The organism is Streptomyces sp. NPDC008150 (assembly GCF_042956945.1).
Classification (GTDB): domain Bacteria; phylum Actinomycetota; class Actinomycetes; order Streptomycetales; family Streptomycetaceae; genus Streptomyces.
The window spans coordinates 671087-686504 of record NZ_JBIBHJ010000002.1; the positions used below are offsets into that span (position 1 = coordinate 671087).

Annotated in this window: 14 protein-coding genes; 1 reads left to right on the plus strand and 13 read right to left on the minus strand. The window is 72.0% G+C overall.

The window, feature by feature from the left end:
* Positions 1 to 73: 73 nt before the first annotated feature.
* The 4 genes from ACFZA0_RS08935 to ACFZA0_RS08950 all read right to left on the minus strand — a co-directional run bounded on the left by ACFZA0_RS08935 (position 74) and on the right by ACFZA0_RS08950 (position 5435).
* Complete coding sequence (locus ACFZA0_RS08935; protein WP_391013390.1) at positions 74 to 1408, minus strand: hypothetical protein; 1335 nt, start codon at positions 1406 to 1408, stop codon at positions 74 to 76.
* The gene (locus ACFZA0_RS08940) at positions 1405 to 3693 is read right to left on the minus strand and encodes a hypothetical protein (RefSeq protein ID WP_391013391.1); all 2289 of its coding nucleotides are present in this window, start codon (positions 3691 to 3693) and stop codon (positions 1405 to 1407) included. The genes ACFZA0_RS08935 and ACFZA0_RS08940 overlap by 4 nt, the downstream gene beginning before the upstream one ends.
* Positions 3693 to 4481, minus strand: coding sequence for a hypothetical protein (locus ACFZA0_RS08945; protein ID WP_391013392.1), 789 nt, complete (start codon positions 4479 to 4481; stop codon positions 3693 to 3695). Before ACFZA0_RS08945 ends, ACFZA0_RS08940 begins: the two co-directional genes overlap by 1 nt.
* A gap of 261 nt (positions 4482 to 4742) precedes the next feature.
* Positions 4743 to 5435: a cyclic nucleotide-binding domain-containing protein gene (locus ACFZA0_RS08950; RefSeq protein WP_391013394.1), complete on the minus strand. Its 693-nt coding sequence runs from the start codon at positions 5433 to 5435 to the stop codon at positions 4743 to 4745.
* A 177-nt stretch (positions 5436 to 5612) separates the two neighbouring features.
* Between ACFZA0_RS08950 and ACFZA0_RS08955 the strand changes: the two genes are divergently transcribed.
* Positions 5613 to 6212: a Pycsar system effector family protein gene (locus tag ACFZA0_RS08955; RefSeq protein WP_391013395.1), complete on the plus strand. Its 600-nt coding sequence runs from the start codon at positions 5613 to 5615 to the stop codon at positions 6210 to 6212.
* A 62-nt stretch (positions 6213 to 6274) separates the two neighbouring features.
* Here ACFZA0_RS08955 and ACFZA0_RS08960 read toward each other — a convergent pair whose 3' ends face one another.
* The 9 genes from ACFZA0_RS08960 to ACFZA0_RS09000 form a co-directional block, all read right to left on the minus strand.
* Positions 6275 to 7219, minus strand: coding sequence for a glycine betaine ABC transporter substrate-binding protein (locus ACFZA0_RS08960; protein WP_391013397.1), 945 nt, complete (start codon positions 7217 to 7219; stop codon positions 6275 to 6277).
* Positions 7216 to 7887 (minus strand): ABC transporter permease subunit, encoded by a 672-nt coding sequence (locus ACFZA0_RS08965; RefSeq protein WP_391013399.1) that lies wholly within the window; start codon positions 7885 to 7887, stop codon positions 7216 to 7218. The genes ACFZA0_RS08960 and ACFZA0_RS08965 overlap by 4 nt, the downstream gene beginning before the upstream one ends.
* Complete coding sequence (locus ACFZA0_RS08970) at positions 7884 to 8564, minus strand: ABC transporter permease subunit (RefSeq protein WP_391013400.1); 681 nt, start codon at positions 8562 to 8564, stop codon at positions 7884 to 7886. Before ACFZA0_RS08970 ends, ACFZA0_RS08965 begins: the two co-directional genes overlap by 4 nt.
* A gap of 100 nt (positions 8565 to 8664) precedes the next feature.
* Positions 8665 to 9645: a pyridoxal-phosphate dependent enzyme gene (locus ACFZA0_RS08975; RefSeq protein WP_391013402.1), complete on the minus strand. Its 981-nt coding sequence runs from the start codon at positions 9643 to 9645 to the stop codon at positions 8665 to 8667.
* On the minus strand, positions 9642 to 10400 hold the full coding sequence (locus tag ACFZA0_RS08980; protein WP_391013404.1) for a PAS domain-containing protein: 759 nt from the start codon (positions 10398 to 10400) through the stop codon (positions 9642 to 9644). The genes ACFZA0_RS08975 and ACFZA0_RS08980 overlap by 4 nt, the downstream gene beginning before the upstream one ends.
* 119 nt (positions 10401 to 10519) lie before the next feature.
* Entirely contained in the window at positions 10520 to 11896 is a 1377-nt protein-coding gene (locus tag ACFZA0_RS08985) for an MFS transporter (RefSeq protein WP_391013405.1), read from the minus strand.
* A gap of 45 nt (positions 11897 to 11941) precedes the next feature.
* Positions 11942 to 12874 carry an amidohydrolase family protein gene (locus tag ACFZA0_RS08990; protein ID WP_391013406.1) on the minus strand — a complete coding sequence of 311 codons (933 nt, stop codon included), beginning with the start codon at positions 12872 to 12874 and terminating at the stop codon, positions 11942 to 11944.
* Between the two features lie 513 nt (positions 12875 to 13387).
* Positions 13388 to 14071, minus strand: a complete 684-nt coding sequence (ligK, locus tag ACFZA0_RS08995) for a 4-carboxy-4-hydroxy-2-oxoadipate aldolase/oxaloacetate decarboxylase (RefSeq protein WP_391013408.1) — start codon at positions 14069 to 14071, stop codon at positions 13388 to 13390.
* Between the two features lie 21 nt (positions 14072 to 14092).
* Complete coding sequence (locus ACFZA0_RS09000) at positions 14093 to 15118, minus strand: amidohydrolase family protein (protein ID WP_391013410.1); 1026 nt, start codon at positions 15116 to 15118, stop codon at positions 14093 to 14095.
* Between the last annotated feature and the right edge of the window lie 300 nt (positions 15119 to 15418).

Below are 15418 nucleotides of genomic sequence, written 5' to 3' on the forward strand. Positions count from 1 at the left end.
GGCTGCTCGGGCGCGGCGGCCTCAGGCACCTGTTGCCGCCGCGGCGCGGGGTCGGCTGTGCGGCGAAGCCCTTTCACGTCCCCTCCCCGCGCTTGCGAGGCCGCCTGTTCGATCCCACCGGGGTGGTGCCGACGACGTTGGGCGAGCCCGGTCCGCCGTCTCCCTGCCGGGCGGGCTCGGCGGCGGAACCGGGCGCGGGGTCGGGAGAGAAGGGTGCCGCCCCAGGGTCCGGGGCATGGGTCGGGGGTGCCGGTGTGTGCGCCGGGGACGCCGGGCTTCCCGGCGGTGGCTGCGCGAAGCTGCGCACCCGGGGTTTGGGCGGGGCGGGGTTCTGGCCGGTCCCCAGCACCACGCCCGCCACCACCTGTGCCTGCGCGGGCGACTGCGGCGCCGCCGCGGGCGCGCCCGGCGCGGGCGGGGCGGAGGCAGGGGCCTGGGTGAACGCTCCGGGCATCAACTGCGCCTGCGTGCCCGCCTGGGGCAGAGCCGCGCCCGGGTCCGGTCCGAACAATGGCGTCGCACGATGCATCTCCTGCCACATCTGCTGTGCCTCGGCCGGCTGGATCAGCTTCGCGTCGATCAGGTCCCGCAGCGTCTTGATCTTGCGATCGGTGGCGACGTCCTGCCGCTGGCCGAGATCCATCACGATCTCCCGGAGTTTGCCCGGGTCCTGGCCGATGAGATGGATCAGAATGCCGCCGTCGCCCTGGGCCGCCTGCCTGATGGCGTTCTCCCGGTCGGACTGGAGAACCTGCTCCAACTGCTGCCGGGTGCGGTCGGTCCGGTGCTCGGCCTGGAGCAGCGTCTGCTTGTCGGCCGCCTGCCGCAGAGCCCGCAAGTGGTTCACCGCGTCCTGGTCCAGGGAGAGCCCGACGGTCAGCGCGGAGACGGTCAGCCCCTCGGGAAGGGTGTGGTGGTTCGCGCAGAAGGTGGAGCGGACGAAGGTGTCGAGGTCGGCCAGCCTGTCGATGGTGTACAAACCGGCATGCGGCCAGAGCAGGTTGCGCATCGCGAGGGCGACAGCGGTACGCCCGTGGCCGACCGTGTTGATGTTGCGCCGCACCACCTCACCCGGTGCGGTGACCGTCCAAGTGGCGTCCAAAGAGGCCTGGAAGCCGTAGCCGCCGGTGGCGCTGGGCAGTACCTCCGTCCACGACGACCACTGATCGCTGGTGTCGACCTCGTACCGGTAGCTGTACTTGAAGGAGCCCATCGCCGAGGGCAGGCGCGGGAGTTCGACCACGGCGCCGTCGTCGGTCGTGAACACCAGGGCCTGGCTGGGCAGCGGCGGGGTGCCGCGATTGCCCATCGTCACCGGGTACGGACCGGCGACGAGCGGCGTCGTGTCGGCGGTCTGCGGGTGGGGACGGGGGGCCGGCCCCGGCCGGCCGGACTGCTGATCGTTCATCGAGGCTTCCTTCCGAGGTGGGTGATCACTTCCTGTCCCGCCAGCGGGGCACCGCGTCCTTCGCCCGCCGCTATCCACGTGTCGGCCTGCTTGCGGAGGATCCGCTCGGTACGCACGTCGGCTGCCGCCACGGCAAGCAGCCGACCCAGCGCGACGCGGGCCACCGGGTCGGGCTCGGCAAGCCGGGCCCATTCCGCCAGCACCTCGTGGGCGGCCTCGTAGACGCGGGGCGAGTTGACCGTCCGCATCCACAGCAGCGCCACTTCCTGGCGGCGCACGTCGTCACGGTCCGCGGCGGCGAGCAGCATCGGCCACACCCGGGGACCCCGGTTGCCGGTGGCGGGACGACTGCCCGGCGGCGCGATGGTGCCGAGCCCGTTCTGACCGCCCGACCGGCCGCGGGCCGCCTTCCCGCCGGAACCGCCGAAAGGTCCGCCAGGGTGCGCAGCCGCCCTCGTCGTGTCGGGCCCGGCCCCCGGTCCCCGGCGTTCGACCAGGTCGGCGGCCGCGTAGAGAAACGCGATCTCGCCGACCGTCGACCGCCGCGCTCCGTGGCCACCGCCGCCGCACCACTGGTCGATGAGGTCGAGGGCGTCCCGGTAGTAGTGCCCCTGCTCCAGGGCCATGTACTCGGTGAGGCTGCGGCAGACCGCGTCGATGACGTCGTCGCGGTCGGTGTCGGCGAGATCGTGCAGAAGGGACCAGGCCGCCTCGGTGCCGTCGAGTTCGAAGACCACCCGCCAGGCCCGCGCGGCGGTGGCGCGCAGCCGGGTGTTGGACTCGAAACTCCAACTGCGTACCAGGGCGTGGGCGGCCTGCGCGTGCCCCGACTCCACCGCGGCCACCCGGACGGCGACCGCGGCCGCGTCGCGCAGTTCGGCCCGGTCGCTCGCCGCCCAGGGGCGCAGGATGCGTGCCCTGACAGTCTCGAAGTACTGCTTGGCGAGCGTCCCCGCCGCCACTGCCGCCCGCACCCGGAGGGTCTGCGACTCGTTCACCGCGCAGTCGCGCAACCAGTCGGGGAGCACCAGCCGGACCCGGTCGTACTCGGTCCACACATGTTCGAGTACACGGGCGGACACACCCTGGTCGCGGAACCGGACCACCTGTCCCTGGGCACCGCCGTACCGCGTAGCCACCGCCGACGTGACCAGGGTGGCCTGGATCGCGGCAAGCCGGCCGCTCGTGCTGCCGATCAGCGCCGTGCCACGAGCCCGGTCGGGGTGTTCGGCCGTCTCCTTCACCTGGAGCCGCTCCTCCAGGTCGTGTGCCAGCGCCGCAACGGAGGCATAGGCCTCGCCGCCGAAGATGGCCACGCTCACCGCGAGACACTGCCGGGCCAGGTCCCCGAGGTTCTCGAACCAGGTGGCAAGCGAGTCGCCGTCCCGCAGGGCGAGCCGGGTCCTGACCCTGGCGACGACCTCGTCGTCGGCGTTCGCCTCGGCCGCCTCGGCCACCAGTTGCCCCAGCTCCGCGGCCCGCCCTGCGGGCGCTCCGGACAGCAGTTCCCGCAGCAGCGCGATCACGTCGGGACGAGCCATGAGCCGTTTGACCCGCCCGTCGGCCCCGATGCCGAGGCGCCAAGCCACCTGCGCGGAGACGATCTCCGGGCCGGCGGCCCTCCTGGTGGCGTCCAGCAGATGACCGTGCGTCCCCGGGTCCACACGTGTGGCGGACTGCTCGACGGTCACGATCAACCGGGCCTGCCGGTAACGCAGTTCGTGTTCCAGCCGGCTCAGCTCGAAGCCGGTGAGCGCGCCGGCGTTCGCGAAGTCGGTGAGGAGGTAGCCGGCCCCCTGCTGAAGATCGGCCCGGCCGAGCACGCTCAGGTCGGTGTCGGGGTCCAGCAGAAAAAGAGTCCGGTGGCCCGCGTCGAGCAACAGGTCCCGGGCGAGCGCGTACTTGCCGCCGCCGCGCGGACCGCGCAGGAGTGTCACCGACCGCTGGAGGGTGCTCCGTCGCAGCGCGGTCCAGTCCGGGGGGCGGACGAACGCCTCCCTGGTCTCGTGGAGCTCCTCCGTGGAGAGGCGGTACATCCGGATCGACGCGGGGCCCGCGACCATGTTGTAGATGCTGCCGCCGACCAACTGTCCGACCTGAAGGCCCCTGATGGCGTCACGTTCGGCGCCGAGCCGCTCGTCGGCGGCGCCGGAGTGCCCGGCCAGACCGGCCAGCGTGGAGAGCAGCCCGGGTGCCTCGGCAGCCGGGGGGCCCGCTGCTGCGGGCGACTCCTGCGGCGAGGCCGGTGCCGGTCCCGGAACGGCATTCGCGGCGGGGTCCACCATCACTGACCGCCTTCGCCGCGGCCGGGCATCCGGATGGTGAATCCGCCCGTGACGTGCTGATCGCCCTGCACGAGCTGTCCGACGTCGCCGACCGTGAGCCGGCCCGGGGCGTCCACCGCTCCGACGGGGGTGACCGTGCTCGCCGGCACGGGCCCGCCCCGGTCGGCGGGTTCCGCCCGGAGCATGGGCGGGACGCCCGGCGGCGCGTCGTAGCCGGGCACCCTGATCCACGCGCTCGCGCCCCTGATCTCCTTGGCGTCGAAGGGGACTTCGCGGAAGGACTCCCGCTCCGCCTCCGCGCTCCCGTGGCAGACGACTCGCCGGTACCAGTCGTCGGTGACGGCCAGGGCGAGCCCGGCTCGATGCGCCTGCGCGAGCGTGGTGCGCAACGGGTCGATGTCGAGCAGCCGGCAGGCCGTGTTGAGTTCCTCCCCGACCCAACCGCGGCCGTCCCAGCCGACATCGCCCGAGTGCAGAACGAGCCTGATCCGCAGCGCACCGCGGGAGTTGCTGACGGCCGCGTGATCCCGCAACGCGTTGTGCAGTCCAGTGACGAAGGGACCCGTGAGATCCAGCTTGTCCACGTCACCGGGCAGCAGGTGGAAGAAACCGTCGCCGCGGTCCGCGGCGTCCGGTGCCGCGGACCTGTCGATGCCGGCGTCGTCGAGTGCCGTCTCCACCAACGAGTAGAGCTGCTTTCGCAGCAGGAATGCGGTGGGGTTGTCGCGGGTACCGAACTTCTCCACATCGACCGCGACGATTGCGTAGTGCTGTGCCTTGACTCTCATCGAGCTCGCCCCTCCATGAATCGGGAGGCCTCCGTCGGCCGGTTCTGGCCCCTGCTTCATGCAAGACCCGGCAACGTGTGCGCACAGCGTCATTTGACGCACATGGGGTCGGACATGTGGTTGGGCGTCGAGTAGCGAGGTTTGCCTTGCCTGCTCAACTTGGCTTCTGTGCATGGTTGATGACGGAACGTCAGCTAATGGCGTTCCCCAAGTGTGCTGCGGTGCGCACCTGTTCGCCCTCGTTCCAGGAGCCGGAAGAGCTCAGCTCTCCGCGAGTTTCCGCAGTCCGGCGAGGTCGAGCACGACTGTCCGCCCCCGGTAGGTCTCCACCAGTCCCTCGTCCTGCATCGACCGCAGGCAACGCACCACCGACTCGCGGGAGGTGGCCGACGCACCCGCGAGTTCCTGCTGGTTCATGTGTACCGAGATCGCACCCGCGCGGGTCCGTTCGGGAACCCCGTAGCGCCTGGCGAGTTCGACGAGCACCCGCGCCACACGCACCCGGGCCGTGTGCGCGCCGTGCCCTGCCCGCAGGATGTCGGAGTCGCGCAGTCGCGCCACCACGCTGCACAGCACGGAGGCCGACAGCTTCTCGTGTTCCCCCATCAGCCGCCGGAAGGTCTCGGCGGCCACCACGACGCCGTCCACCCTGACCATGGCGGTCACGGTGGCCGACCGGGGCGCTCCGTCCAGGCAGGACAGTTCACCGACGAGTTCTCCGGGACCGCGCAGCGCCAGCAGGCTGGTGTAGCCGTTGCCGGAGTCGGAGGTGACCTTTGTCAGGCCGTCGGTGATGAGAATGACGCAGTCGGGGTGACCGCCTTGACGGATGAGCACCTCGTTGCGTTCCCAGGCCCTTGCCCTGCCCGCCGCACGCAACACGATCAGCTCTTCCTGCCCAAAGGGTTCGGGCGGACCGGACAGCCCTGGCGGCAAACGGTCTTCTGCTTTCACGTGACATCGCCCTCCCCCGACGCTGACCGACACATCGTAGAAAGAAAGAGGCCTCTGTGGGTCAAATGGCGCAGAAGTCTGTCAATGCCCCATGTGACCGTGCTATGTGCGAAGTTCGGGTGGGGGACGCGGGCCGGGAAGCCGGCCCGAAGACATCGCGGATCCGGAGGAACGGTCTTGGCGAGCGACGAGGCAACCGTACAGGCGGACTCCGATCCGGCGGCGCCCCGCCGGGGCGGCGAGCCGTGCGCGGGCGATCCCGTGCACGTTCCCGGCGAGGCCGAAGGTGCCCGCGCGCTCGACACGGCGTGGCGGATCCACTCGTCCCTCGCCGACGGAACCGGCAAGGTGGACAACAAGGCGGTCTTCGCATTGAGCATCGAGTCGGTGATGCTCGCCGCGACCGCGGCCCTGTCCAGCGGCTCTCCCTCCCCGCTCGGTGTCACCGCCCCGGCGGGAATCTGGCTGCTACGGACCGCCATGCTCCTGCTGGCCGTCGCGGTCCTGCTCGCCATCGCGGTGGTCATTCCCCGGATGCGGGACGTCGGGTCGCGCCCGGACCTGCGCGACAATTTCACCTATTTCGGCCACCTGCGCCTGTGGGAGCCGGACCCCCTTGCAGCCCGGCTCCGCGATGCGGACCCTCTCACCTCGTTGAGTCACCAGATCGTCTCCATGTCCCGCATCGCGTGGCGCAAGTACACCCTGGTGCGCCTCTCCCTGCTGATCGCCGCAGCCGGGGCCGCCTGCACGGCACTCGCAGGGCTCGCCGGATAGCAACGGGCCCCTCGGCGAACGGCGGACCGCGTGCTGCGACCAGCCGCAGACGCCTGCGACGGTTACTTCTTCAGCAGGCCCTTGTCCTCCAGATACGTGCGGGCCACGTCCTCGGGGAGGCGGCGCCAGCTGTCGACCTGCTGGTTCATGGCGGCCAGGTCGGCGGTGGTGAGGACCTTGTTGAGGCGGTCCAGGGCCTTCGTGGTGCGTTCGCCGCCGGCGCGGGAGCGGTTGACGACCGGGACGACGTAGTCGGCGTTCTGGAGGTGCTTGTCGTCCGCGAGGATGACCAGGCCGAACTGGTCGAGGGTGGCGTCGGTGGTGGTGGTCAGCACCATCTGGTCCTGGCCGTTCTGGACGGCACGCTTGGCCTGGGTGGTACCGACGCCCTTCGGGTCGACGGCCGTGATGTCGATGCCGTAGACCTTCTTCAACCCCGGTTCGCAGTACGGACGTTGGACGCACTCGTCGCCCGCCGCGAGGCGGACGGGCAGGCCCGACCTGCCGAGGTCGCTGAGGGTCCTCAGGTGGTGCTTGTCGGCGTAGGCGCGGCTGACGGCGAACGCGTTCTGGTCGACGGCCCGGCCGGGCGGCAGGACCGTGAGGCCGCGGGGGGTCGCGAGGCGGCGCAGCGCCTTCATCGTCGCGTCGAGGTCGGGCGAGCCGACGGGCGGCGCGTCGGCGCCGTTGGCCTTCGCGTTGAGCCAGTCGGCGAAGGTCGCCGCGTACTCCGGGACGACGTCGATCTGGCCGGACTCCAGGGCCGGTTCGTACAGCTCCCGGTTGGAGACGGTGAGCAGGGTCGTGCTGTAGCCGGCGTGGTCCAGGAGCAGGGCGTACATCTGCGCGAGCAGGTCGCTCTCGGTGAACCCGGCGGACCCGACCGTCAGATGGTGGCTGTCGCCGGGCGGGGCGGTGACCTCGCCCTGGGTCTCCAGCGAGGGGCCGGTGGAGCAGCCGGTGAGGGTGAGCAGCAGGAGGACGGCGAGCACCGCGCCGCGCCTCACCGGGCGCTCCGGGCGCGGGAGACCCCGTAGCGTTCGGCGATCTCGAAGACGCCCTCGACCAGCAGGGCGAAGACGGCGACGAGGACGGCTCCGGCGACGACCATCGGGGTGCTGGCGAGGTTGAACCCGGCGGTGATGATCCGGCCGAGTCCGCCGCCGCCGGCGAGGGCGGCGATGGTGGCGGTGGCGACGAGCTGCACGGCCGCGATCCGGACGCCGTTGAGGACCAGCGGCAGCGACAGCGGCATCTCCACGCGGAACAGCACCTGGCGTCCGGTCATGCCCATCCCGCGGGCGGCCCGTACGACGTCCTGGTCGACACCGCGCATCCCGACGTAGGCGTTGGTGAGCAGGGGCGGTACGGCGAACAGGACGAGCGCGACGACGGTGGGGCCCTCGCCCCAGTCGCCCACGGGGGTGAGCAGCAGCAGGACCAGCACGGCGAAGGTGGGGACGGCCCGGCCCACGTTGGAGATGTTCACCGCGAGGGCGCCGCCGCGGCCGAGGTGCCCGAGCACGTAGGCGACGGGCAGCGCGATCAGGCAGCTGACGACGAGGCAGACGACGGTGAGCACGAAGTGCTGGAGGAGCCGGTTGCCGATGCCGTCCTCGCCGCTCCAGTGGGCGGGGTCGGTGAGCCAGTGCCAGGCGTCGGTCAGCACGCTCATCCGCGGCCCGCCCTGGTCCACGGGGTGATCAGCCGCTGCACCAGCAGGAGCAGGACGTCGGCGAGGATCGCGATGACCACGCACAGCACGGACGCGGTGAGCACCTGCGCCTTGAAGAAGGTGTTCATGCCGGCGTAGATCAGGTTGCCGAGTCCGCCGAAGCCGACGATGGCGCCGACCGTCACCAAGGACACCGCCGAGACGGTCGCGATGCGCAGGCCCGCCATGGCGGCGGGCAGCGCGAGCGGGAGTTCGACGGTGAGGAGCTGCCGTACGGGTCCGTACCCCATGCCGCGGGCCGCCTGCCGGGTCTCCTCGGGGACCGCCCGCAGGCCCGCGAGGATGTTGCGGACGAGAAGCGTGAGGGAGTAGAGGACGAGCCCGGCGACGACGAGGGTGGCCGACAGTCCGTAGACCGGCAGCAGCAGCGAGAACATCGCCAGCGACGGGACGGTGTACAGGATCGTGGTGACGGCGAGGACCGGTCCGGCCGCCCAGCCCCAGCGGCGCGCGAGCACGGCGAGGGGCACGGCGATCACCAGGCCGAGGGCGACCGAGATCGCGGTGAGCTGGAGGTGCTGGAGCACGGCGTCGAGCAGGATGTGGCGGCGGGTGGTGAGGTATTCGCCGCAGATCCACTCGTTGCGGGCGAGGCAGTCGTCGGGGGGCGCGGTCACCCGTCCATTGGACCGGGCGGGCCGCCGCCGGGGCGCGTTGTGGTGACCCGTACGGGGCGTGGCCGGGCGGGCGCGTGCCGCCCGGCCGTCGGGGAGCGGGTCAGTGCGTCGTGCCGCAGAGTCCGGCGAAGCGGTCGGCGGCGACGTTGCCGCCGGACAGGACCAGGCCGATCCGGCCGCCGCGCGGCACCTCGGAGCGGCCGGTGAGCAGGGCGGCGAGCGGGGTGGCGCCGCTCGGCTCGACGACCAGCTTCAGGCGTTCGAACGCGAACCGCATGGCGGCCCGGATCTCGTCGTCGCTCACCAGCGTGACGGCGTCGACCAGTTCGCGGATCACGGCGAAGGTGAGTTCGCCGGGGGTGTCGACGGCCTGCCCGTCGGCGATGGTGCGCGGCACGGGGACGGTGACCCGGTGGCCGGCCGCGAGCGAGCGCCGCGTGTCGTCGCCGGCCTCGGGCTCGACGCCGATCACGCGGATGCCGGGGTGCAGCCCCTTGGCCGCGACGGCGCACCCGGCGATCAGCCCGCCGCCGCCGACCGGGACCACGAGGGCGTCCAACTCCCCTGTCTCTTCGAGGAGTTCGAGGGCAGCGGTGCCCTGGCCCGCCATCACGTGCGGGTGCTCGTAGGGCGGTACGAGGGTGAGACCGCGTTCGGCCGCGAGCGCCTCGGTGACGGCGACGCGGTCCTCGGTGTAGCGGTCGTAGGTGACGATCTCGGCGCCGTAGGCGGCGGTCGCCTCCCGCTTGGAGCGCGGCGCGTCCTCGGGCATCACGATGACGGCGGTGGTGCCCAGCTCGCGGGCGGCGAGGGCGACGGCCTGGGCGTGGTTGCCGGAGGAGTAGGCGGCGATGCCGCGGGCGAGGCGGTCCGGGGTGAGCCGGGACGCCGCGTTGTAGGCGCCGCGGAACTTGAAGGCGCCGACGCGCTGGAGGTTCTCGCACTTGAGGAAGACCTCGGCGCCGGCCAGTTCGTCGAGCGTGCGGGAGCGCAGGACGGGCGTGCGGTGCGCGACGCCCTCGATCCGCGCCGCCGCGTCGCGGACGTCGTCGAGGGTGATCGGCGGGGCGGTGGTGGTCACGCGGTGCCTCCATCGGGGGTCGGGGCGGGAGGGGGTACGGCGTTGGCGCGGGCCTGCGCGAGGTAGCTGTACGCGGAGGCCCGGGAGATGCCGAGGCGGACGCCCACGTGCTCGACGGCGCGGCGCACGGCGAAGACGCCGCGTTCGTCGAGGCTGCGGAACAGGCCGAGCCGCCCGGCCCGGTCGAGCTGCGCCCAGCTCCGGTCGCGCCGCAGGCGGTGGTCGTCGAGGACGGCGTCGACGACCGCGTCGATGTCGTTGCCGAAGTAGGTGGTGCCCGGCGGGGCGGCGGGGGCCTGCCCGATCCCGGCGAACGAGCCGAGCAGTGCGTGCGCGTGGTCGACGGCGCCGACGTCGAGGTTGACGCAGAGGGCGCCGAAGACGGCTCCGGTGGAGTCCCGCAGGGGCAGCGTCGAGGACTTGAGCAGGGTGCCGTCGGCGGTGCGGGTGCGGTAGTTGAGGTCGTTCCTGGCGTCGTCGCCGCGGGCGACCATGCGCAGGCCGATCTCGCTCATCACGCCGCCGACCTCGCGTCCGGTGACCGAACCGGCGACGGCGACGACGGAGTTCTCCGGACGGCGGTAGTCGTGCAGCACGACCTCGCACACCGGGCCGAAGGTGGCCGCGAGTCCGTCGACGACCGGGGCGAGGGCGGCGAGGATCGCGTCCCGCTCGGGCCGGGCCAGGTCGCCGTGCGACTGGTCGCCGTGCGGCCGGTCGCCGTGCCGTGCGGCGCTGTGCGGCTGATCGGGCATGGGGCACCCCCTCCTGCTGGGCCGGCGTCCGGCTGGACTGTTCGTCCAGACCTTATACGAACAGTCCAGCAGGAGGGGGTGGCGGGGGCGTCCGGCGACGGGACGACGGCCGCGGGGGGTCAGACGGCGGCGTGCCCCTTCGCGTCCGCCGGGGCCGCGGGTCCCTGCAACGACGCCATGGCCGCCCGCCGGGTGCGCGGCCCGAACACGGCGAGGACAACGGCGCCGGCCAGCCACGTGACGGCGATGAAGTAGAAGACGCTGCGGTACCCGTGGCTGTTGTAGAGCGCTGCCACCACCAGGGGGCCCGCCGCGTTCGACAGCCGGCCCAGACCGTAGGAGACACCGGTGCCCAGCGAGCGGCTGCGGGTGTCGAACAGCTCCGGCGAGTACGCGTACCCGAGGGCCGTGTAGCCGCGTTCGAACAGGTTCACCAGGAAGCCGAACACCACGATCAGGACCGGGTTGAAGGTCAGCCCGTAGAGCAGGCCGCACAGCGCGATGACGCTGCCGAACGCGACCAGGCACCACTTGCGTTCGAACCGGTCGGTGACCAGGGACGCCAGGTACGAGCCGAGCGGCGCGCCGACCGTCGTGAGGGCCACGTAGAAGACCGAGCTCTCGACGCTGAAGCCCTCCTTCGACAGCAGGGTGGGCGCCCAGCTCGAATAGCCGAAGAAGCCGATGGTCTGCGTCACCCACAGCACGGTGAGCAGCAGGGTGGGCAGCAGGTACTTCTTCTGGAGCAGCAGCCGCAGCGGCACCTTGGTCGACGCGGTCTCCTCGACGGGCGGCGCGGGCTCGGCGAGCGGGCCCTTCTCGGCGGCGACGAGGGTCTCGATCTCGCGCAGCACCTGGTCGGCCCTGGCGTGCTCGCCCCGGCTCTCGAACCAGCGGGGCGACTCCTTGAGGTGCCGGGTGAACAGCACGAGCAGGATGCCGAGGGCGCCCCAGAGGTAGACGAGCCGCCACGACCAGTCGTTGACGGGCACCACCAGGCTGGCGATGAGGTTGGTGGCGGGGGTGCCGCAGATGCCGATGACGATGGCGTACGCCTGGTACTTGCCGCGCACCGCCGACGGGAACATCTCGGCCACGTAGATGACGGCGACGACGGTCATGGCCGACAGCCCCGCCGAGGTCAGGATCCGGAAGACGCCGAGGGAGACGACGTCCCACGAGAACACGGAGGCGAACGAGAACACCCCGAAGAACAGGGTGGTCTGCACCAGGGCGCGCTTGCGTCCCCACCGGTCCGCGATGGCACTGGCGACGATCGACCCGACGAACATGCCGACGAACGACAGCGAGGTGACGTAGGCGACCTGGTCGACGGAGATGCCCCACAGGTCGATGAGCTTGGGCGCCGTCGTGGAGAAGCTGTTGACGTCCGCGAACTCGAAGAAGTACGCGAAGGAGACCGCGAGCAGGGTGGCTTTGTGGAACCGGGAGATCGGCAGTCTGTCCAGCCGGTTCAGTGCGTTGGCGTTGTCCATGGGGAGGGGCCCTCGTCGGTCGGGTGCGGTCGGGCGGGCGGCGGCTCAGACGTCCTCTCCGGGCCAGTACAGGCGCATCGGATTGGCGACGAGCAGCTTGTGCCGCTGCTCCTCGGTGCGGGCCACCTGCGGGACGTGGTCGACGAGCAGACCGTCGTCCGGCATGTGGTTCTTGAGGTTGGGGTGCGGCCAGTCGGTGCCCCACAGCACACGGTCGGGGAACTCGTCGACGACGCGGCTGCTGAAGGGCACCACGTCCGTGTACGCGTGCCGTTCGCCGTCGAGGGCGGCGGGGCCGGTGACGGTGAGCCGCTCCGGGCAGGTGACCTTGACCCAGACGTCGTTGTGCTCGACGAAGCGCAGGAAGCGGGAGAACTCCGGTCCGCCGACGGGCCGCGTGACGTCGGGGCGGCCCATGTGGTCCACGACCAGCGGGGTGGGCAGCGAGGCGAAGAAGTCCTCCAGGTCGGGCAGGTCGGCGCTCTCGAAGTAGAGCACCACGTGCCAGCCGAACGGCGCGATCTTCTTGGCGATGATGCTCAGGTCCTCGTGCGGCGAGGTCTCCACCAGCCGCCGTACGAAGTTGAAGCGCACCCCGCGCACCCCCGCCTCGTGCAGCCGCCGCAACTCCGCCTCGTCGACGTCGGGCCGGACGGTGGCGATGCCGCGCGCCCTGCCGCCGGCGGCGCGGACGGCGTCGGTCATGGCGGAGTTGTCGGCGCCGTGGCAGGTGGCCTGCACGATGACGTTGCGGGCGACGCCGAGGTGGTCGCGGAGGGCGAACAGGTCGTCCTTGCCGCCGTCGCAGGGCGTGTACTTGCGTTCCGGCGCGAACGGGAACGCGGCCTGCGGTCCGAAGACGTGGCAGTGGGTGTCCACCGTGCCGGCGGGGAGCCGGAAGCTCGGCGCGGAGGGGTTCGCGTACCAGTCCAGCCAGCCGGGGGTCTTGGGCTGGGGGGTGGGTGCGGGGGCGCTCATCGGGACTCCTTCTCGATTCGTTCGTCGCAGCCGGTGCCGGGGGGGGGAAGGGGCGGCACCCGGCGGAGGGCCGGTGCGGGCTGCGGGCTCTGTGTTTCTGTGGACCGCTGAGCGACTGCGAGTCGAGGGACGTGCGGCTCGGTGCGACGGAGCGGCGGACGGCGGGCCGGCCGCGCGGGGGCACGGGCCGGACGATGCTGTCCGTACGGGACGCCGGGGCGGTCCCGCGAGGGTGACGCGGGGCGGCGGCGCGGTTCCCGTGGAACGGGAAGGGCCCTGCCGCGGACGGGAGCCGGTCCCGTCGGCCCGGCGCGACGGCCGGGGCGGGGGTGCGCACAAGGGTGCGCGGGTGCGTACGCGTGGGGGTGTGCGCACGGACACGGGTGCGGTCGGGCGCGTGCCGGTGGGGCGCACGCGGGGGCACCGCCTCCCGCGGGGCGCGCGACGTCGTCGCGTCGCGCGCCGGGGCGCCGTCCTCGGGGGGTGGGGGCGAACGGCGCCCTAGCGGTGGGCTCAGTCCACGTAGCGCAGACCGGCGGCCTTCAGCGGGTCGCGCATCGCGTACATGTCGAGGCCGAGTTCACCGGTGGCGAGCCGCGCGCGCTTGCGCGCCTCGTTGTCCTCGCGGGCACGGGAGGCCTCGGCGACCTCGGCCACGCGCCCGGCGGGTACGACGACCACGCCGTCCGCGTCGGCGACGACGACGTCACCCGGGACGACGTGCGCGTTGGCGCAGATCACCGGGATGTTCACGGAACCGAGGGTGGCCTTCACGGTCCCCTTGGCGTTGACGGCCCGGCTGAAGACGGGGAAGTCCATCTCCTGGAGTTCCGCCACGTCGCGGCAGCCGCCGTCGATGATCAGTCCCGCGGCCCCGTGCGCCCGCGCCGAGGTGGCGAGCAGCTCGCCGAAGAAGCCGTCCTCGGACTCGGTGGTGCAGGCGGCCACGAGCACGTCGCCGGGCTGGAGTTGCTCCACGGCGACGTGCAGCATCCAGTTGTCGCCGGGCTGGAGCAGCACGGTGACGGCCGGTCCGCACACCTTGGCGCCGGGGTAGACGGGCCGCACGTAGGGGCGCATGAGGCCGGTGCGGCCCATCGCCTCGTGCACGGTGGCCACGCCGAACGGCGCGAGGGACGCGACGTCGGCGGGGTCGGGGCGGGTGATGGAGCGGTGGACGACTCCGAGTTCGTACATGTCGTGCTCTTCCTTTCGCCGTCAGCGGCCCTGGTTCTTGAGAAGGGAGTCCAGGCGCGGATAGACGGCTCGGGTGTTGTGCTCCTGTATCGCCGCGAGGTCGTCGGCGGGTATGCGGGCGGCCTCGGTGTAGCGGCGGGTGTCGTCGAAGTAGTTGCCGGTGCAGGGGTCGATGTCGCGGACGGCGCCGATCATCTCCGAGGCGAACAGCACGTTCTTGGCGGGGACGACGTCCAACAGCAGGTCCATGCCGGGCTGGTGGTAGACGCAGGTGTCGAAGTAGACGTTGTCCAGCAGGTGTTCCTCCAGCGGCGGCTTCCCGAGCGCCATGGCCAGGCCCCGGAAGCGTCCCCAGTGGTAAGGGACGGCGCCGCCGCCGTGCGGGATCACGAAGCGCAGGGTGGGGAAGTCCGCGAACAGGTCGCCCTGGATCAGCTGCATGAACGCCGTCGTGTCGGCGTTCAGGTAGTGCGCGCCGGTGGTGTGGAAGGCCGGGTTCACGCTGGTGCTGACGTGGATCATCGCCGGCACGTCGTACTCGGCCATCTTCTCGTAGAGCGGGTACCACGAGCGGTCGGTGAGCGGCGGCGCGGTCCAGTGGCCGCCGGAGGGGTCGGGGTTCAGGTTCAGCGCGACGGCCCCGAACTCCTCGACGCAGCGGGTCAGTTCCGGGACGCAGGTGGCCGGGTCGACGCCCGGGGACTGCGGCAGCATCGCCGCCATCGCGAACCGCTCCGGGTACAACCGGCTGACGCGGTGGCAGAGTTCGTTGCAGATCGCCGCCCACTCGGCGGAGGTCTCGAAGCCGCCGACGTGGTGCGCCATGAAGGAGGCGCGCGGCGAGAAGATCGTCAGGTCGATGCCGCGCTCGTCCATCAGCCGGAGCTGGTTGGACTCGATGCTCTCGCGCAGCTCGTCGTCACCGATGCTCAGGTCCGTCCGCGCGGGCGCCGCGGACGGGTCGCCGAGTGCCGCGACCTGACGGTCGCGCCAGGCTCCCAGCGCGGGCGGGGCAGTCGTGTAGTGACCGTGGCAATCGATGATCATCACTGTTCCTGGGTGCTGTGAGGGGGCTGGGGCACGTCGGGGAGCGAAGGCCGGGCGGGGCCGGGGGAACCGCCCGCATCGCGCCCGGGTCTCAGGACCGCGGCACCCTCGTACCGCGGCGCACGCGCCGGGACCTCGGGGCGGACCGCAGGACGGACCGCGTCTGATCGCACCATCGTTCTCCTTCGAGACGGCTCGGCCATCAAACTAACGGCTAACGATTTTGTTGACAATATGCGTGACGATAAAGTTCCGCCGTCTCGCGGACCCCGCGCCGCCCCGGCGGACCACCCGCGGCCC